The following is a 19,205-nucleotide window of genomic DNA, read 5'->3' on the forward strand; positions in this document are numbered from 1 at the left end:
CCGGCTGCCCATGCGCTATCTGTTGCCCTCGCTGCTTCTCGTCGCGCTGCTCGTGATGCTGATGCTGCGCGGCTATGTGCACAGCGAGATCCTCGCCGACCACCGGGTACGCCCCCCGGCCGGCACCGAGCAGGTGCCCAACCGGATCCTCAAGGGCGGCCCGGTCATAGACGCACGCGGGACGACCACGCCCAAGGCGCTGAAGGTCCCCGACCGCAAGCTCGTGCTGACCTTCGACGACGGACCCGATCCTCAGTGGACGCCCAAGGTCCTCGACAAGCTGAAGGAGTACGACGCGCACGCCGTCTTCTTCGTCACCGGCACGATGGCCTCGCGCCATCCGGAGCTGGTGCGGCGGATGGTCGCCGAGGGCCATGAGATCGGCCTGCACACCTTCAACCACCCGGACCTCGCGTACCAGTCCAAGTCCCGTATCGACTGGGAGCTGACGCAGAACCAGCTGGTGCTCGCGGGCGCGGCCGGTATCCGCACGTCGCTTTTCCGGCCGCCGTACTCCTCGTTCGCCGGCGCGATGGACGACAAGTCCTGGCCGGTCACCGAGTACATCGGCGGCCTCGGCTACATCACTGTGCTCAACAACACCGACAGCGAGGACTGGAAGCGCCCCGGCGTCCACGAGATCATCGACCGGGCCACCCCGAAGGGCACCAGCGGCTCCATCGTCCTCATGCACGACTCGGGCGGCGACCGCTCGCAGACCGTCACCGCGCTGGGCCGCTTCCTGCCGAAGATGCAGCACCGGGGGTACGAGTTCGCCAACCTCACCGAGGCGCTGGGCGCCCCGAGCGCCCACACCCCCGTCTCCGGCGTCGAACTGCTCCAGGGCAAGGCCTTCGTCGGCGCCGTCGCCGTCTCGGAGGGCACCACCGCCGTGCTGGTGACCGGGCTCGCCGCGATCGGTGTGTTGGTCATCGGGCGGTTCGGGCTGATGCTGGTGCTGTCCTTCGCGCACGCGCGCAAGGTGCGGCGGCGCGGCTTCCGCTGGGGTGAGCCGGTCACCGAACCGGTGACGGTGCTCGTGCCCGCGTACAACGAGAGCGCCTGCATAGCCAACACGGTCCGCTCCCTGATGGAGAGCGACCATCCCATCGAGGTCATCGTCATCGACGACGGCTCGACGGACGGCACGGCGGACCTCGTCGACGACATGTGGCTGCCGAACGTCCGGGTCGTACGGCAGGCCAACGCCGGCAAACCGGCCGCGCTCAACAACGGCATCGCGAACGCCCGGCACGACCTCGTCGTGATGATGGACGGCGACACCGTCTTCGAGCCGTCCACCGTGCGTGAGCTGGTCCAGCCGTTCGGCGACCCGAATGTCGGGGCCGTCGCGGGCAACGCCAAGGTCGGCAACCGAGACACCCTCATCGGCGCCTGGCAGCACATCGAGTACGTGATGGGCTTCAACCTGGACCGCCGCATGTACGACCTGCTGCGCTGCATGCCCACCATCCCCGGCGCCGTCGGCGCCTTCCGTCGCACGGCCCTGGAGCGGGTCGGCGGGATGAGTGAGGACACCCTCGCCGAGGACACCGACATCACCATGGCGATGCACCGCGACGGCTGGCGGGTCGTGTACGCGGAGCGGGCCCGCGCCTGGACCGAGGCGCCGGAGTCCGTACAGCAGCTGTGGTCCCAGCGGTACCGCTGGAGTTACGGCACGATGCAGGCGATCTGGAAGCACCGCCGCGCGGTGATCGAACGCGGCCCCTCGGGGCGCTTCGGCCGCGTCGGACTGCCGCTGGTCTCGCTGTTCATGGTGCTGTTCCCGCTGCTGGCACCGCTCATCGACGTGTTCCTGCTGTACGGGCTGGTCTTCGGCCCCACGCGCAACACCGTCATCGCGTGGCTGGGCGTGCTGGCCGTACAGGCGGTCTGCGCCGCGTACGCCTTCCGGCTCGACGGCGAACGCATGGTCCATCTGATCTCGCTGCCCCTCCAGCAGGTCCTCTACCGACAACTCATGTACGTCGTGCTGCTCCAGTCCTGGATCACGGCCCTCACCGGCGGCCGGCTCCGCTGGCAGAAGCTGCGCCGCACGGGCGCCGTGGAGGCGCCGGGGGCCACGACCGGCCGGCGGCGCGACGACATCCGGAGGCCAGTGGCATGAGCGGCTTTTCTGTCGACACCGGGGGAGTGACCGGGGGCGCCGGTGGGATCGGGGGCGCCGCCGGTGCCACGGGCACCGGCACCGGGAGTGGCACCGGGAGTGGGAGTGGCACCGGCACCGGGAGCGTGCCGCGCGCCCGGCACAAGGCGCCGGGAGGCGTGAGGCCGGCCACGGGCGGGACACCGGACGCCGCGCGCCCGGCCGGCCGTGACCGCTATCTCGACCTGCTGCGCGCGATCGCGCTGGGGCGGGTGGTGATCTACCACATCTTCGGCTGGGCCTGGCTGACGATCCTCTTCCCCTCCATGGGCGTGATGTTCGCGCTGGCGGGCTCGCTGATGGCACGCTCCCTCAACCGGCCCTCGCTGGGCGTCATCCGGGGCCGGATGCGGCGGCTGCTGCCGCCGATGTGGGCGTTCGCGCTGGTCGTCGTCCCGGTGATGTTCGCGATGGGCTGGAAGCCGGTCAGGGAGGAGGGCCTGTGGTGGTTCCTCAAGCTGGCCAACTACCTGTTCCCGGTCGGGGCGCCGCCGTATCCGTGGGAGAGCGGCTCCGAGGGCGGCTGGCTGGACCTGTCGTGGGCGAGCCAGACGGCCGGGCCGCTCTGGTACATCCGCGCGTACCTCTGGTTCGTGCTGGCGTCGCCGCTGCTGCTGTGGGCCTTCAGACGGATGCCGTGGGCGACGCTGCTGGCGCCGCTCGCCCTGACCGCCGTCATCGGCACCGGTCTGGTGGAGATCCCCGGCGAAACGGGCCTGGCGCTCACGGACTTCGCGGTCTACGGCGCGTGCTGGATCCTCGGCTTCGCGCACAACGACGGCATGTTCACACGGGTGCCGCGCTACCTCACGGTGTCGCTGGCCACGTTCACGATGGCCTTCGGGCTCTGGTGGGCGTCGGGGCATCTCACCGACGAGGGCTGGAACCTGGACGAGATCCCGCTGGCCCAGGCGACCTGGTCGCTCGGATTCTGCGCGATCCTGCTCCAGTACTCGCCGTCGTGGCGGCAACTGCCGGGAAAGCTGGCGCAGTTCGACTCCACCATCACGCTCGCCAACAACCGTGCCGTGACGATCTACCTCTGGCACAACCTGCTGATCATGGCGACGGTACCGATCATCGACCAGCTCTGGAAGATTCCCAACATCTGGAAGTACGGGGACCAACTGGACGCCGCCTACCCGGCGTTGATGCTGGTGCTGGTCTGGCCGCTGATAGCGGTCGCGATCCTGGCCTTCGGGTGGGTCGAGGACGTCGCGGCCAAACGGCGGCCGAGGCTCTGGCCGAACGGCTCCGGCGGCTCTGGCGGTTCTTCGAAGGAGGGTCCTACGTCCAGGGGCTCAGCGCCGCCCGCGCCCGCAGGCTCGCCAGACCGTCGCTGATCGTCGGCTGGGTCCCGCTGCCGCACCGTACGCAGGTCAGGACCCGCCGGAAGGGCGGCGGGTCGCCGCTGACGCAGATCCTCACCAGCTCCGGATGGGTGGTGAGGGGGACCAGTCGCGGCACGAGGCAGATGCCGAGACCGTGGCTGACCAGCGAGAGCACCGCCGACCACTCGTCGGCGTGGTGGACCAGCCGCGGGGCGAAACCGGAGGCGGCACAGAGGGCCTCGATGAGGCGGCTCTGGTCGTGGTGCGGCGAGATCCAGTCGTCGTCCGCGGTCTCGGACAGCTCGACGCGCTCGCGGCCGGCCAGCGGGTGCTCCGCCGGGACGACCAGATCGATGTAGTCGTCCATCAGCGTCTGTTGGTCGAAACGGGGGTCGTCCATGGTGGGGCTGCCGGGCAGCTGGGTGAGGACGGCGATGTCGAGCTTCCCGGCCAGCAACTGCTCGTAGCAGTGGCGGGTGTCGATGTCCGCGACGGTCGTACGGATCGGCGGCGTCGCGTCCCGCAACTGCTGGGCGATGGGCGCGAGGAGCGGGCCGATGCTGGTCGCGAAGCCGCCGATGCGCAGCGTGCGGTACGTGCCGCCGCCGTGCTCGGCGAGATCCGCCCTGGCCCTCTCCCACTGGGCGCTGAGCAGGTCCGCGTGGTGCAGCAGGACGCAGCCCGCCGTGGTGAGGCGGATCCGGCGGCCGTCCGGCTCCCAGAGTTCGGCGCCGACCTCGCGGGACAGCTGCCGCAGTTGCTGGGAGACCGCGGACGGGGAGAGGTTCAGCGCGCGGGCGGTGGCCGCGACGGTGCCCCGCGCGTGCATGACGCGCAGCGTCTGGAGGAGGCGCAGATTGATCACACCGTCCATCGTGCGCCATTCGTACGCTGTTTCGGCATGGTTCCGTCCCGAAAGATGCGATGGACGCGCACGGTCCGGGGGGCGGACGCTGGGCCGTATGGAAGCTGATCCGAGAGACATCCGTCCGCGGGACATCCGGTCGGAAGACATCGCCGTCTGCGCGGACTGCGGCTGGCCTGTGGCGGCCCCGCTCCAGGAGGCGTCGCGCCACGCCGTCGCCGAGGGGACCATGGTCTACACGCGGTGCGCCTGCGGGCGGGTGCGGGTCTGGCTGGAGCCCTGCGGCGGGGGCGGGCCGAGGCTGGTGGTGGGCGCGAGCAGTGTCATGTACGCACCAAAGGCGGAGTGCCGTACCGGTCGCTGAGAGGCCCCCGGCGGCGAGAAACAAGGCCGGGACCCCCTTCCGCTCCGCCCCGGCGGAGGGGGATTCTCGTACCGTCCCGGCCGGTCCGCGGCCCGGCGCGCCGACGAGCTCGGGGCGCTGCCCACCCGGCGCGGTGCCGCCGTCGTGCACGCCCCCGCCCTGCGTATCGTGCCGGTCTCCGACGACACCGAACTCCTCGCCGCCACCAAGGAGTTGAACGGCCGCCCGCCGCATGTGGTGATCGTGACGACCGCGATCGGCTTCCGCGGCTGGTGGAGGCGGCCGATGGCTGGGGCCACGGCCAGGATCTGCTCGACTGTCTGCGCGGCACCGAGCTGCCGGCGCGTGGGCCGAAGGTGAAGGGCGCGATCCGCGCCGCCGGGCTGACCGAGGAGTGGTCGCCGGAATCCGAGTCCACGGCCGAGGTGCTGGACCGGCTGCCGACCGAGGGCGTCGAGGGGCGCCGGGTCGCGCTCCAGCTCCACGGGGAGCCGCTGCCCGGCTTCGTGGAGGCGCTGCGGGCCGGCGGCGCCGATGTCGTCGTCGCGTCCGTCGACCGCTGGATGCCGCCCGAGGACATCGCGCCCGTCGACCGGCTCATCGACGCGACCGTCGCGCGCACCCTGGACGCCGTCACCTTCACCGGCGCGCCCGCCGCCGCCTCGCTGCTCTCCCGGGCCGGTGGGCGCGGTCTGCCGGCCGAACTGGTCGAGGCCCCGCACCACGATGTGCTCGCCGTCTGTGTCGGCCCCGTCACCGCCCTGCCGCTCCAGGGGCACGGCATCGACACCGTCCAGCCCGAACGCTTCCGTCTCGGCCCGCTCGTTCAGGTGCTCTGCCTCGAACTCCCCGACCGTACGCGGACGTTGACGGTCGCGGGCCGCGGCTTCGAGATCCGCGGCCACGCGGTGCTGCTGGACGGCGAGTTGAGGCCCGTACCGCCCGCCGGAACGGCCCTGGCGAACGCGCTCGCCAAGCGGCCCGGCCGGGTGGTCTCGCGGGCCGATCTGCTGCGGGCGCCGCCCGGGGCGGGCAGCGACGAGCACGCCGTCGAGACGGCCATGACCCGGCTCCGTACGGCACTCGGCGCGTCGGAGCCGATCCGGACGGTCGTCAGGCGCGGCTACCGGCTCGCGCTGGATCCGGCGGCCGGCACGAAGTACGGGGGCGCCTGAGCAGGAGCGCGAGTGCGGGCGAGGGCGCGTGAACAGGGCCGGGTGACCGTCCGTCGATCGGCGTGACCGCTCCGGTACCCGAAACGGAAGCGCCGCGTCTATTTTAATCGGATGGTCAACGACTCCCTTCCGTTCCGGCCCGCGCGAGCGGAAGACGCCGGCCCGCTCGCCGAGGCGCTTCTGCGCAACAGGGACCACATGGGTCCCTGGTCGCCGTACCGTACGGCCGACTACTACACGCCGGAGGGGCAGGCCCAGTTGCTGGCCGACCCCGCCCATCTGCGCTGGCACTTCGTCGACGGAGGCGACATCGTGGGCCAGGCCACCCTCTCCACGCTGGTCCTCGGGCCGTTCCGCAGCGCCGGCCTCGGCTACTGGATCGACGCGCGGTACACCGGGCGCGGACTGGCCACCCGAGCCACCGAGGAGGTGTGCCGGGCCGCTCTGGAGGATCTGGGGCTGCACCGGATCGAGGCGTGCACGATGCTCTCCAACGCCGGCTCGCAACGGGTGCTGCGCAAATGCGGGTTCGAGCTGATCGGTACGGCACCGAACTATCTGCACATCGACGGCGCGTGGCGCGACCACCATCTCTTCCAGCGGATCCTGCACGACGGGCCGCCGAACACCGCACCGTGAGTCATTAAGAGGGTGTCGCGGGGGCCGGGGTTCCCCCGCCGAGGCTGTGATTTCATCGTCGACGGTTCAAGTGAGGGGTCCCCGGAGGGGTTCCGGACGCGTTCCGGGGCAGGCACTCTGGGAAGAATGCGGCAGGAAGAATGCGGCAGGACGGCGACCGGGGCGGTGACAGGCGCATGACTACGGGCATGGGCTGGGACGAGTGGCGATTCGACTCCGGGCGGGTCTGCCTGGATCTGGTGGCCGCCGGGGAACCGGCACCGAGGGGCTTCGGCGAACAGCCACGGACCGACGGCGCCGGACTCCTCGGCCGCTGGCTCACCGGCTCCGGCCTGGTGCCCGCCGGCACCCCGCTCACCGGCGTCGACACCGGCTGGGTCCAGCGCTTCGCCGAACTGCGCGACTGCGTCGGCCAGTTGGTGCGCGCCGAGATCGACGGCCGGTACGCGGCAGCCGCTCTGGAGCGCGTCAACGCGATCGCCGCCGGCGCGCCGCCCGGTATCCGGGCCGTCCGTGAGCCGGGCGGCGGCCTCGTCCGGGCGCTGAGCGACGAGCCCGAATGCGGCGCGCTGCTCGCGGTCGTGGCGCGGGACACCGTGGACCTGCTGACCGACCCCGTCGCGCGGGCGCGGCTGCGGCAGTGCGAGGGCGACAGCTGCCGGCGGGTGTATCTGGACACCTCGCGCGGGCGCCGCCGGCGCTGGTGCTCCAGCGAGGTCTGCGGCAACAGGGAGCGGGTCGCCCGGCACCGCCGCCGCGCGGCGGTCGCCCGCGCCTGATCCGCCCGGCCCGCGCCGGCCCGAGAGCCCGGCCCGCCGGGGTCCGCGCCGGCCCGTGTGCCGGGCTGTCTCGGGTCCGCCCTGGTCCGCCCCTCCCGCCCCTCCCTGTAAAAGATCTTGAAAGATTTCCGCTGCGCCGTTGAGTGCGTCCGCCCACCGGTCCGTAAGTCACCAGTGAGCGGAACAAGCAGCCAACTCAAGGTCTCGACCGGGAGGTTCAGGTGCGCAAGGATGCGGCCGTGGCCGATGACCGACCTCACCGGGCCCGGCACCGGAGCGAGGGCCGGCGCGCCAACATCCCCGTTCCCGACGAGGAGTTGATGCGCGCCCTCTACCGGGAACACGCCGGACCCCTGCTCGCCTACGTCCTGCGCCTCGTCGCGGGTGACCGCCAACGGGCCGAGGACGTCGTGCAGGAGACGCTCATCCGTGCCTGGAAGAACGCCGGTCAGCTCAATCGGGCGACCGGCTCTGTCCGACCCTGGCTGGTGACGGTCGCCCGGCGTATCGTCATCGACACTCACCGCAGCCGGCAGGCCCGGCCGCAGGAGGTCGACCCGTCGCCGCTGGAGGTCATGCCCGCGGAGGACGAGATCGACAAGGCGTTGTGGCTGATGACGCTCTCTGATGCGCTCGATGATTTGACCCCCGCCCACCGGGAAGTTCTGGTGGAGACGTACTTCAAGGGACGTACGGTCAACGAGGCCGCCGAGACGCTCGGCATACCCAGTGGGACCGTGCGGTCGCGTGTGTTCTACGCACTGCGTTCCATGAAGCTCGCGCTGGAGGAGAGGGGGGTCTCGGCGTGACCACGTACGAGCAGTCCGGGCAGGGCGACGGCGCGACCGCGCACGACGCGGCGGCGGCGTACGCGCTCGGCATTCTGGACGAGGCCGACGCCACCGCCTTCGAGGCGCACCTCGCGGGCTGCCACATCTGCGCGCTCCATCTGGAGGAGTTCGCCGAGATGGAGCCCATGCTGGCCCTGCTGGCGGACAATCCGGACCCGTTCGGGCAGCCGTCGCCCTTCGGGCAGCCGTCGCCGTTCGGCCGGTCCGATCCCTTCACGCAGCCCGCCGCGGCGGCCACACTGCCGCCACCCGCGCCCGCCGTCACCGTGCAGCCCAGCCCCCGGCTCCTGGACCGGCTCGTGGACGAGGTCACGGTCAAGCGCGCCAAGCGCAGGCGCCGTTCGATGTATCTGGTCGCCGCCGCCGCGGCGCTGGTCATCGGCGGTCCCGCCGTCGCGGTCGTCGCCACCTCCGGTGACGGTGGCACGAGCAACCAGGCCGCCGACCCGCACCCCACCAGCCCCGCCGAGGACGCCTTCATGGAACACATGCCGGAGAAGGTCCGGGCGACGGATCCCACGACGAAGGTCAGCGCGACCGTCGGCATGGAGCGCAAGGGCTGGGGGACCCACGCGGCCCTGGAGCTGAAGAACGTCAAGGGCCCGCTCAAGTGCAGCCTCATCGCCGTGTCCAAGACCGGCGAGGAGGAGATCGTCACCTCCTGGGCCGTGCCGAAGTGGGGTTACGGCCTCCCGGACAGCACGCACGACCCGGCGAAGAACCCGCTGTACGTGCACGGCGGCGCCGCCATGGACCGCGACGACATCGACCACTTCGAGGTCCGGACATTCGACGGCAAACGTCTGGTGGAGGTCGAGGCCTGACATACCCGCCCCCTTCGCGTACGGTTGACGGCTGCCCAGTGCACGTCAGAAGGGGGCCTCGGTGGCCGCGCAGGATGCCGCTGTTGAATCCGCTGGATCGGTAGTCGATCCCGTACGCGACAAGGGAAACGACGCCATAGGCCACCCCGTGCACGCGACGGGGAAGGACCTCGCGCCCGGCGCGGGCGCCGACTCCGTCCGCGACCGTGAGATCGCCGTCGAGCAAGAACATCTCGACCAGGTCTACCGCCGCCTCGAAGAGAAGATCCACGAGGCGGAGTTCCTGATGAACGACGCCGCCAAACGCGGCCAGGTCGGCACCCCCGGCGCGCTCGCCGAACGCGACGCGCAGGTGTTCCGGGCCGGAATCCATCTCAACAGGCTCAACAACGAGTTCGAGGACTTCCTCTTCGGACGGGTCGACCTGCTGCCCGGCAAGGACGGCAAGAAGGGCCCGGACGGCGCGTACACCTCCGTCGAGCCCGCCGACGACGCCGTACGCGCCGACGACACCGCGGACATCGCCGAGACGCTGCACATCGGCCGGATCGGGGTCCTGGACTCCGACTACTCGCCGCTGGTCATCGACTGGCGCGCGCCGGCCGCCGCGCCGTTCTACCGCTCGACGCCCGTCGACCCCGGCCGGGTCGTACGGCGCCGGGTCATCCGCTCCAAGGGCCGCAGGGTCCTGGGCGTCGAGGACGACCTGATGCGCCCGGAGCTGACCGCCACGCTGAACGGCGCCGCGCTGCCCGTCATCGGCGACGGCGCGCTGATGGCGGCCCTCGGCCAGGCCCGCAGCCACACCATGCGGGACATCGTCTCCTCCATCCAGGCCGAGCAGGACCTGGTGATCCGGGCGCCCGCCGCGTCCGTCACCGAGGTGTCGGGCGGCCCCGGCACCGGCAAGACCGCCGTCGCGCTGCACCGCGCCGCCTACCTGCTGTACCAGGACAGGCGGCGGTACGCGGGCGGCATCCTCGTCGTCTCACCGACGCCGCTGCTCGTCGCGTACACGGAAGGCGTGCTGCCGTCCCTGGGCGAGGAGGGGCAGGTCGCGATCCGCGCGGTCGGCTCACTCGTGGACGGCGCGGAGGCCACCGCGTACGACGAACCCGCCGTGTCCCGCGTCAAGGGCTCGGCGCGCATGCTCAAGGTGCTGCGCAAGGCGGCACGCGGGGCCTTGGAGGGCGACAGGACGCCCGCCGGCGGCCGCGGCGCCCGCGGCAGCCGTACGGCGGCGGGGCAGACCGCCGGGCGGTCCACCGGCCAGCTCGCCTTCGGCGAGGAAGAGGCGGGCACCGCGCGGGACGACAGCGGCGGCAACGCGGCCACCGGCGCACCGCGCGGTGGTACGTCCCCGGCACCGGGGCGCGCCGCGACCCCGACCCGGCTGCGGGTCGTCGCGTTCGGCCGCCGGCTGGAGCTGGAATCAGACGAGCTGCACCGGGTCAGACAGTCCGTACTGGGCGGCACCGCACCCGTCAACCTGCTGCGCCCGCGCGCCCGCAAGCTGCTCCTCGACGCGCTGTGGGCGAAGTCCGGCGCCGCTTCGCGGGCCGGGGACCACCTGGCGAAGGGCGACGCCGAACTGGCCGCCGAACTGCGCGGCGGCTTCGACGAGGACGTGACGTCCGAGGACAGCTTCATCGAGTTCCTGGACGCCTGGTGGCCCGAACTCACCGCACGCGGCGTGCTGGCCGCGATGGCCGACGAACGGCGCCTCGGCCGCTGGGCCCGCCGCATCCTCAACCCGAACGAGACCAGGAAGGTCGCCCGCTCGCTGCGGCGCGCCGGCCCCGACGGCACCGGGCCGCTGTCCGTGCACGACGTGGCGATCCTCGACGAGCTGGAGCAGCTGCTCGGCACCCCGTCCCGCCCGCGCAAGCGCCGCGAGCTGGACCCGCTGGACCAGCTGACCGGCCTTGAGGAGCTGATGCCGCAGCGCGAGGAGTCGCAGCGCGAGCGCGCGGAGCGGCTGGCGGCCGAGCGCACGGAGTACGCGCACGTCATCGTGGACGAGGCGCAGGACCTCACCCCGATGCAGTGGCGGATGGTCGGCCGCCGCGGCCGGCACGCCACCTGGACGGTGGTCGGCGACGCGGCCCAGTCGTCCTGGTCCGACCCGGACGAGGCGGCTCAGGCCCGCGACGAGGCCCTGGGCAACCGCCCGCGCCGCCACTTCACCCTCACGGTCAACTACCGCAACCCGGCCGAGATCGCGGCCCTCGCCGCCAAGGTCCTCGCGCTCGCGATGCCGGGCATGGAGTCCCCGGCCGCCGTCCGCTCCACGGGCGTCGAGCCGCGCTTCAGCGCCGTACGGGACGGCGACCTGGAAGGAGCCGTACGGCAGGAGGCCGCGCGTCTGCTGGACCGCGTCGACGGCACGATCGGCGTGGTCGTCGCGATGCACCGCCGCGAACAGGCGGCGCGCTGGCTGGCGGGGCTCGGCGACCGGGTGGTGGCGCTGGGCAGCCTGGAGGCGAAGGGGCTGGAGTACGACGCCACGGTGGTCGTCTCGCCGGCCGAGATCGCCGACGAGTCCCCGGCCGGGCTGCGGGTGCTGTACGTGGCCCTCACCCGTGCGACGCAACAGCTCACGGTGGTCTCGGCGGGCCGCGACGATCCCGACGAGCAGGGAGTTCCCGACCTGCTCAGGGACTGATCCGCAAGTCGACTCGCGCGGGGGAATCAACTTTCCCGGGTGGTTTGTTAGCCTGGTGTCGGCACCGGCTCGATCCAAGCCCCCGGGCCCAACCTTCGTCGCTTCGAGCGACCACTTGCCGCGAGGCGAGCATGGCGGGTCGGTGCCACTTCTCTCCCGGCGTACGTCCTTCGGCGTTGTTCGTCGTTGTGCGCCGGAGTTTTCTTCTTAGTGTTCACGGACATTCACCGGAATACGTCTTCACAGCGGCGGGTCCGCGTCACACACTGACGCGGACCCGCTTCTTTGCGCGGTTTTCCGGCTCCACCCCCGTTACCGCCTACCTGCGGGTAGGTGCGACCATCGGACGGTCCCGCCGGACGCCAGGCGCGAGGTGGTGCGGCAAGTGAAGCCAGTGAAAGCAGAGGAACACGGTCATGGCAACGGCGCCAAGCGTCTCGTACTCGATGACGGTCCGACTGGAAGTGCCCGCGAGTGGTACGGCGGTATCCCAGCTGACCACGGCCGTGGAATCCTCCGGCGGCTCGGTGACCGGTCTGGACGTCACCGCGTCCGGCCACGAGAAGCTGCGGATCGACGTCACGATCGCCGCCAGCTCCACCAGCCACGCGGACGAGATCGTCGAGGAACTGCGGGGGATCGAGGGCGTCACCCTCGGCAAGGTCTCCGACCGTACGTTCCTGATGCACCTCGGCGGCAAGATCGAGATGCAGTCCAAGCACCCCATCCGCAACCGTGACGATCTCTCGATGATCTACACGCCGGGTGTGGCACGGGTCTGCATGGCGATCGCCGAGAACCCCGAGGACGCCCGCCGGCTCACCATCAAGCGCAACTCCGTCGCGGTCGTCACCGACGGCTCCGCGGTGCTGGGCCTCGGCAACATCGGCCCGATGGCCGCGCTGCCCGTCATGGAGGGCAAGGCGGCCCTCTTCAAGAGGTTCGCGGGGATCGACGCGTGGCCGCTCTGCCTCGACACGCAGGACACCGACGAGATCGTCGCGATCGTCAAGGCGATCGCCCCCGGCTTCGCCGGTATCAACCTCGAAGACATCTCCGCCCCCCGCTGCTTCGAGATCGAGGCGCGGCTGCGCGAGGCCCTGGACATCCCCGTCTTCCACGACGACCAGCACGGCACGGCCATCGTGGTGCTCGCCGCGCTGACCAACGCGCTGCGCGTGGTCGGCAAGGCGATCGGTGACGTACGGGTCGTCATGTCGGGCGCGGGTGCCGCCGGTACAGCGATTCTGAAACTTCTTATCGCGGCCGGCGTCAAGCACACCGTCGTCGCCGACATCCACGGAGTGGTGCACGCGGGACGCGCCGACCTGGTGTCCGCGGCCACCGAATCGCCCCTGCGCTGGATCGCCGACAACACCAACCCGGAGGGCGTCACCGGCACCCTCAAGGAGGCCGTCGTCGACGCCGACGTGTTCATCGGCGTGTCGGCCCCGAACGTGCTGGACGGCACGGACGTCGCGGCCATGGCGGACAACGCGATCGTCTTCGCGCTGGCCAACCCCGACCCCGAGGTCGACCCCACAATCGCCCGCGAGACAGCGGCAGTTGTGGCCACGGGCCGCTCCGACTTCCCCAACCAGATCAACAACGTCCTGGTCTTCCCCGGGGTCTTCCGCGGCCTCCTCGACGCGCAGTCACGCGCCGTCAACACGGACATGATGCTCGCCGCCGCGGCGGCCCTCGCGGACGTCGTCACGGGTGACGAACTCAACCCGAACTACATCGTCCCCTCGGTCTTCAACGACAAGGTCGCCGGAGCCGTCGCGGGGGCCGTACGCACCGCCGCCAAGGCCGCCGGTGACGCTGTGACAGGTCCCACGTCCGTCTGACGCCCGGCGCGTCGCGATTCGCGGCACCGTGAACCCACCTCTAGGGTGGCGGACCATGAGCCCGCTGCTCCAAGGGGGTTTCAGGGCCCGGATTGGCTTTCCCGCCGCTGGTGGGGGCAGGATGCTTTCCCAAGGACTATGTCCAGGGGATACCCCACTGGGGCGCGAAGACCTGAAGGACAGACCCGGTCACAGGGACTGTCAGAGGGTCCTGGCAGCATCGGCTTCGATCTCACGCCTCACACGCAAGAAGAACACGGGAGTAACAACATGAACCGCAGTGAGCTGGTGGCCGCCCTGGCCGACCGCGCCGAGGTGACTCGCAAGGATGCCGACGCCGTGCTGGCCGCCCTCGCCGAGACCGTTGGCGAGATCGTCGCCAAGGGCGACGAGAAGGTCACCATCCCCGGCTTCCTGACCTTCGAGCGCACCCACCGTGCCGCTCGCACCGCTCGTAACCCGCAGACCGGCGACCCGATCCAGATCCCGGCCGGCTACAGCGTGAAGGTCTCCGCGGGCTCCAAGCTCAAGGAAGCCGCCAAGGGCAAGTAACACCCTCAGGCAGAGCACAAGGGCGGTCACCCCGGTCGGGGTGACCGCCCTTGTGGCTTGAATACGGTGCCTCAGGTGAGCTTCGGACGAGCTTCAGGCAGGCACCGGGCGCGGGCCGCGCCCGACGCCCGACGGCGCCCCGACGGCGTCAGACGACGGAGCCGCCCGGCAGTTCGACCTTCGCGCCCAGCTCGACCAGCTTCTCCATGAAGTTCTCGTAACCGCGGTTGATCAGGTCGATGCCGTGCACCCGCGAGGTGCCCTGCGCCGCCAGCGCCGCGATCAGATACGAGAAACCGCCGCGCAGGTCGGGAATGACCAGATCGGCGCCCTGGAGCCTCGTGGGGCCCGACACGACCGCCGAGTGCAGGAAGTTGCGCTGGCCGAAGCGGCAGTCCGAGCCGCCCAGGCACTCCCGGTACAACTGGATGTGCGCGCCCATCTGGTTGAGCGCCGAGGTGAAGCCGAGCCGCGACTCGTACACCGTCTCGTGGACGATGGACAGGCCCGCCGCCTGTGTCAGCGCCACCACCAGCGGCTGCTGCCAGTCGGTCTGGAAACCGGGGTGTACGTCGGTCTCCAGGGCGATCGCGTTCAGCGGGCCGCCCGGGTGCCAGAAGCGGATGCCCTTGTCGTCGATCTCGAACGCGCCGCCGACCCGGCGGAAGGTGTTCAGGAACGTCATCATCGACCGCTGCTGCGCGCCGCGCACGTAGATGTTGCCTTCGGTCGCCAGCGCGGCCGACGCCCAGGAGGCGGCCTCCAGGCGGTCCGGCAGGGCGCGGTGGTTGTAGCCGCCGAGCGAGTCGACACCGGTGATCCGGATCGTCCGGTCGGTGTCCATCGAGATGATCGCGCCCATCTTCTGGAGCACGCAGATCAGATCCTCGATCTCCGGCTCCACGGCGGCGTTCGACAACTCGGTGACGCCTTCGGCCAGAACGGCCGTCAGCAGCACCTGCTCCGTCGAGCCGACCGAGGGGTAGGGCAGCCGGATCTTCGTGCCGCGCAGCCGCTGCGGGGCCTCCAGATACTGCCCGTCCGCGCGCTTCTCGATCGTCGCGCCGAACTGGCGCAGCACCTCGAAGTGGAAGTCGATGGGCCGGCCGCCGATGTCGCAGCCGCCGAGCCCCGGGATGAAGGCGTGGCCGAGGCGGTGCAGCAGCGGGCCGCAGAACAGGATCGGGATGCGCGACGAGCCCGCGTGGGCGTCGATGTCGGCGACGTTCGCGCTCTCGACGTGCGACGGGTCGAGGATCAGCTCGCCCGGTTCCTCGCCGGGGCGCACGGTCACACCGTGCAGCTGGAGCAGCCCCCTGACGACCCGTACGTCACGGATGTCGGGCACGTTGCGCAGTCTGCTGGGCCCGCTGCCGAGCAGGGCGGCGACCATGGCCTTCGGCACCAGGTTCTTCGCGCCGCGGACGCGGATCTCGCCCTCCAGCGGGGTTCCGCCGTGGACAAGCATTACATCGTCTGAGCCGGTCATGAATCTCGCGTTCCGGGAGTCGTCGGACAGGGGGCCAAAGCAAAAGGGTAAGGGGCTCGCACCCCTGTCCCGTGAGGCGTCGGACGCCCTGGAGCCGTATCGAAGGTGGCGGAACACTTTCTGTTCGCCACCCCTTGCGGTGAGTCACCTTTCTCTTTCTGTTCACTTCGTTCCGAGTCACGGCGCGTCCTTGCGCCCTCCGTGCCGCCGTGCGCCTGAGCTGCCATCACGCACACTCTGCCGCGCGGGCCCCGCGGAAGGCCAATGTGCGGGATCATGTCTCGCATGACCGAGGTGTCCTCGCTCACAGGGCGGCTGCTCGTCGCGACTCCGGCCCTGGCGGATCCCAACTTCGACCGCGCGGTGGTACTCCTGCTCGACCACGACGAGGAGGGCTCCCTCGGCGTGGTCCTCAACCGGCCGACCCCCGTGGACGTCGGCGACATCCTGGAGTCCTGGGGCGAGCTGGCCGGGGACCCCGGCGTCGTCTTCCAGGGCGGCCCGGTCTCGCTCGACTCGGCGCTCGGCCTCGCCGTCATCCCCGGTGACGAGGGGCCGCTCGGCTGGCGGCGGGTGCACGGCGCGATCGGCCTGGTCGATCTGGAGACGCCGCCCGAACTGCTCGCGCGGGCGCTCGGCTCGCTGCGGATCTTCGCCGGATACGCCGGCTGGGGGCCCGGCCAGCTGGAGAACGAACTGACCGAAGGCGCCTGGTACGTGGTCGAGTCGGAGCCCGGCGACGTGTCGTCGCCGCGCCCGGAGAGCCTGTGGCGCGCGGTGCTGCGCCGACAGCGCAGTGAACTCGCCATGGTGGCCACCTACCCGGACGATCCGTCGCTCAACTGACCCGCCGCGCGGGGGCCGTCGGCGGGCGGGTGACCACCGGGGGCCGCGAAACCGGCGGTGACCAGGCCCGTCTCGTACGCCACGATCACCAGCTGCGCCCGGTCCCGCGCCCCGAACTTGGTGAGCAGATGGCTCACATGGGTCTTCACCGTCGACAGGCCGACGAACAGGCGCCGGGCGATCTCGGTGTTCGTCAGACCGCGTGCGACCAGTTCCAGCACCTCCCGCTCGCGGTCGGTGACCCCGTCCAGCCCCGCGCTGTCGCGGCGCGCCGGGCCGGGTCTGCGCGCGAACTCGGCGATCAGCCGGCGCGTCACCGCCGGGGCGATCAGCGCCTCGCCGGCCGCCACCACCCGGATCGCGGCCAGCAGTTCGGCGGGCGGGGCGTCCTTGAGCAGGAAGCCGCTGGCGCCCGCGCGCAGCGCGCCGTACACGTACTCGTCCAGGTCGAACATGGTGAGGATCAGCACACGCGGGACGTGGGCGGGTGACGCCCGAGGCCCGGCGTCCGGTGTGGCGTCGCGCGGGGCGCAGAGCAGGCGGGTCGCCTCGATCCCGTCCGTGCCCGGCATCCGCACATCCATCAGCACCACGTCGGGGCGGGTCTCGGCGGTCAGCCGTACCGCCTGCGCGCCGTCCGCCGCCTCCCCGGCGGCGACCATCCCCGGCTCGGCGTCCACGAGCAGCCGCAGGCTGCCGCGCAGCAGGGCCTGGTCGTCGGCGACCAGCACCCGGATCACCGGGCGGTCTCCGGGCGCACGCCGGCGGGCGCGCCGGGGGGCGCCTGGGCGTACGGAAGGGTCGCCCGTACCGCGAAGCCGCCGGTGTCCCGGGGCCCGGCCGTGAACGTGCCGCCGTACAGCGCGACGCGCTCGCGCATGCCCACCAGGCCGTGGCCGCCGGGCTGTCGGGCCTCGCGCGGGTGGCGTTCCACGTACTCGACCGGCGGCCCGTCGTTCACGACCTCGATACGGAGCACGCCGTCCACGGCCGTCACCCGCACCCGGCAGGGCACCTCGGGGCCCGCGTGCCGCAGCACGTTCGTCAGCGCCTCCTGCACGATCCGGTGGACGGCGAGCCCCGCGCCCTCCGGCAGCCCGTCGAGCCCTTCGGCGGTCAGCTCCGCGCCCGCGCGGCGCGCCAGTTCGGGCAGCGCGCCGGGGCCCGGGGCCGGGCCGAGGGCGGCCGGCAGGCGCTCGCCGGTGGTGTCCGAGCGCAGCACGCCGAGCATGTGCCGCATCTCGGTGAGCGCGCCGCGGCCGGTGGCCTCGATGATCCGCAGCGCGTCGTGCGCCTCCTCGGGCCGGGTCCGTACGACATGGTTGGCCACGCTCGCCTTGACCACGATCAGGCCCATCGAGTGCGTCACGACGTCGTGCAGCTCCCTGGCGATCCGCAGCCGCTCCTCGGTGACGGCGCGCTGCGCCATCTGCTGCCCGGTCCGCAGGACCAGGGCGCGCCGCTCCCGGACGACCCGGCCCAGCTCCCCGGCGGCCAGCAGCGCGGCGAAGCCGAGCAGCAGTTGGCCGGGGCCCGCCGACCACCAGTACGTGTCCGCCACGTCCGCCGGAGCGAAGAGAGCCGCGACGGTCAGCAGGAGGATCGCCAGGCCGGGCAGCCAGCGCTCCCACCAGCGGCGGCCCTCGCGGGTGACGGTGACCGCGTAGAGCGCGAACGCGGCGGGCAGGAACGGGTCCCACAGGGCGTCGCAGGCCACGGCGACTGCGGACACCCCGGTCACCCAGCAGAAGACGGGCAGCGGGGCGAGCCGGCGCAGCGCCACCGGGAGCGTCGCGGCGGCCATCAGCGACAGCTGGAGCCACAGCGGCACCTCCCGGCCACCGGCCGCCGTCCCGTCCGTACCGCCCGGCACCGGGGCGTCGGGGCTGCCGGTGGCGGTGAGCAGCAGCGCGTACCCGAGAACCATGAGCGCGTCGCGCCCCAGGACGGCACGCTCGGCGGCGACGTCACGTCCCAGGAACGCGGGGACGCGGCGCCCGAACACCGCGTGTGCGCGGCTGTCGACGGTCATGCTCCGACGGTAGAGGTGGCGGGCGGGCCGCCGCCTCCCTCCCGAGAGGGAGACGGCGGCGCTCCGCCCCCGGCCCGATGCGCGCACCGGGGCGCGGGCGGGACCGTACGGCGCATGATCGAAGTGTCTGACCTGACCAAACGCTACGGCTCGACGACCGCCGTCGACGCGCTGTCCTTCACCGTCGAACCGGGCCGCGTGACGGGCTTCCTCGGCCCCAACGGCGCCGGCAAGTCCACCACCCTGCGCATGCTGCTGGCCCTCGACCGCCCCACCCGCGGCCACGCCCTGATCGCCGGGAAGCCCTACGGACGGCTGCGCGATCCGCTGCGCACCGTGGGCGCGCTGCTCGAAGCCTCCTCCGTGCACGGCGGGCGGACCGCCCGCGCCCATCTGCGCTGTCTCGCCAGGACCAACCGCATTCCGGACAGCCGCGTGGACGAGGTGATCGGCCGGACCGGTCTCGACGGCGTCGCCGGCCGCCGTGTGAAGACGTTCTCGCTGGGCATGGGGCAGCGGCTGGGGATCGCCGCCGCGCTGCTCGGCGATCCGGGTGTGCTGCTGCTGGACGAGCCGGTCAACGGGCTCGACCCCGAGGGCATTGTCTGGATCCGGACCCTGATGCGGGAGCTGGCCGCCGAGGGGCGGACCGTGCTGGTCTCCTCGCACCTGATGAGTGAGGCGGCGCTGACCGTCGACCACGTAGTGGTCATCGGGCGCGGCAGGCTCCTCGCGGAGGGCGGCGTGGCCGACATCGTCCGCACCCACGCGGG

Annotated in this window: 15 protein-coding genes and 2 pseudogenes; 13 read left to right on the top strand and 4 right to left on the bottom strand. The window is 71.8% G+C overall.

The features are described from left to right. The first annotated feature begins 10 nt into the window (after positions 1-10). Entirely contained in the window at positions 11-2,131 is a 2,121-nt protein-coding gene (locus OG700_RS25650; protein WP_405621973.1) for a glycosyltransferase, read from the top strand. After that, positions 2,128-3,513, top strand: coding sequence for an acyltransferase (locus OG700_RS25655; RefSeq protein ID WP_405617394.1), 1,386 nt, complete (start codon positions 2,128-2,130; stop codon positions 3,511-3,513). The genes OG700_RS25650 and OG700_RS25655 overlap by 4 nt, the downstream gene beginning before the upstream one ends. On the opposite strand, the gene OG700_RS25660 is transcribed toward OG700_RS25655, so the two are convergent. After that, the gene (locus OG700_RS25660; protein WP_405617396.1) at positions 3,458-4,366 is read right to left on the bottom strand and encodes a LysR family transcriptional regulator; all 909 of its coding nucleotides are present in this window, start codon (positions 4,364-4,366) and stop codon (positions 3,458-3,460) included. The two genes, OG700_RS25655 and OG700_RS25660, sit on opposite strands and share 56 nt — an antisense overlap. A gap of 97 nt (positions 4,367-4,463) precedes the next feature. On the opposite strand from OG700_RS25660, the gene OG700_RS25665 reads away from it, so the two are divergent. The 9 genes and pseudogenes from OG700_RS25665 to OG700_RS25705 all read left to right on the top strand — a co-directional run bounded on the left by OG700_RS25665 (position 4,464) and on the right by OG700_RS25705 (position 14,065). Next, on the top strand, positions 4,464-4,730 hold the full coding sequence (locus tag OG700_RS25665) for a hypothetical protein (RefSeq protein WP_405617398.1): 267 nt from the start codon (positions 4,464-4,466) through the stop codon (positions 4,728-4,730). Between the two features lie 78 nt (positions 4,731-4,808). Continuing rightward, positions 4,809-5,905 (top strand): annotated as a pseudogene (locus OG700_RS25670) (uroporphyrinogen-III synthase); the annotation flags it as partial. 111 nt (positions 5,906-6,016) lie between these two features. Continuing rightward, a complete protein-coding gene (locus OG700_RS25675; RefSeq protein ID WP_405617400.1) occupies positions 6,017-6,544 on the top strand; it encodes a GNAT family N-acetyltransferase in 528 nt (175 codons plus the stop codon). A 176-nt stretch (positions 6,545-6,720) separates the two neighbouring features. Beyond that, positions 6,721-7,323, top strand: coding sequence for a CGNR zinc finger domain-containing protein (locus tag OG700_RS25680; protein WP_405617402.1), 603 nt, complete (start codon positions 6,721-6,723; stop codon positions 7,321-7,323). 221 nt (positions 7,324-7,544) lie between these two features. Continuing rightward, the gene (locus tag OG700_RS25685; RefSeq protein ID WP_405617404.1) at positions 7,545-8,132 is read left to right on the top strand and encodes a sigma-70 family RNA polymerase sigma factor; all 588 of its coding nucleotides are present in this window, start codon (positions 7,545-7,547) and stop codon (positions 8,130-8,132) included. Then, positions 8,129-8,998, top strand: coding sequence for a zf-HC2 domain-containing protein (locus tag OG700_RS25690; protein ID WP_405617406.1), 870 nt, complete (start codon positions 8,129-8,131; stop codon positions 8,996-8,998). The genes OG700_RS25685 and OG700_RS25690 overlap by 4 nt, the downstream gene beginning before the upstream one ends. Before the next feature lie 61 nt (positions 8,999-9,059). Further along, positions 9,060-11,663 (top strand): HelD family protein, encoded by a 2,604-nt coding sequence (locus tag OG700_RS25695; protein ID WP_405617409.1) that lies wholly within the window; start codon positions 9,060-9,062, stop codon positions 11,661-11,663. A gap of 416 nt (positions 11,664-12,079) precedes the next feature. Then, positions 12,080-13,513: an NAD-dependent malic enzyme gene (locus tag OG700_RS25700; protein ID WP_405617411.1), complete on the top strand. Its 1,434-nt coding sequence runs from the start codon at positions 12,080-12,082 to the stop codon at positions 13,511-13,513. 270 nt (positions 13,514-13,783) lie between these two features. Then, on the top strand, positions 13,784-14,065 hold the full coding sequence (locus tag OG700_RS25705; protein WP_003954777.1) for an HU family DNA-binding protein: 282 nt from the start codon (positions 13,784-13,786) through the stop codon (positions 14,063-14,065). A gap of 148 nt (positions 14,066-14,213) precedes the next feature. On the opposite strand, the gene murA is transcribed toward OG700_RS25705, so the two are convergent. After that, entirely contained in the window at positions 14,214-15,554 is a 1,341-nt protein-coding gene (murA, locus tag OG700_RS25710; protein ID WP_405617413.1) for a UDP-N-acetylglucosamine 1-carboxyvinyltransferase, read from the bottom strand. Positions 15,555-15,839: 285 nt separating this feature from the next. Here murA and OG700_RS25715 point away from each other — a divergent pair, with 285 nt between their 5' ends. Beyond that, positions 15,840-16,400, top strand: a complete 561-nt coding sequence (locus tag OG700_RS25715; protein WP_405617415.1) for a YqgE/AlgH family protein — start codon at positions 15,840-15,842, stop codon at positions 16,398-16,400. Here the strand turns inward: OG700_RS25715 and OG700_RS25720 are convergent. Beyond that, positions 16,373-17,140, bottom strand: coding sequence for a response regulator (locus OG700_RS25720; protein WP_405617417.1), 768 nt, complete (start codon positions 17,138-17,140; stop codon positions 16,373-16,375). The two genes, OG700_RS25715 and OG700_RS25720, sit on opposite strands and share 28 nt — an antisense overlap. Continuing rightward, positions 17,137-18,432: a sensor histidine kinase gene (locus OG700_RS25725; RefSeq protein ID WP_405617419.1), complete on the bottom strand. Its 1,296-nt coding sequence runs from the start codon at positions 18,430-18,432 to the stop codon at positions 17,137-17,139. The genes OG700_RS25720 and OG700_RS25725 overlap by 4 nt, the downstream gene beginning before the upstream one ends. Positions 18,433-18,546: 114 nt before the next feature. Here OG700_RS25725 and OG700_RS25730 point away from each other — a divergent pair. After that, positions 18,547-19,203 (top strand): annotated as a pseudogene (locus OG700_RS25730) (ABC transporter ATP-binding protein); the annotation flags it as partial. Between the last annotated feature and the right edge of the window lie 2 nt (positions 19,204-19,205).

The sequence above is a fragment of the Streptomyces sp. NBC_01508 genome (assembly GCF_045040315.1).
Lineage (GTDB): Bacteria > Actinomycetota > Actinomycetes > Streptomycetales > Streptomycetaceae > Streptomyces.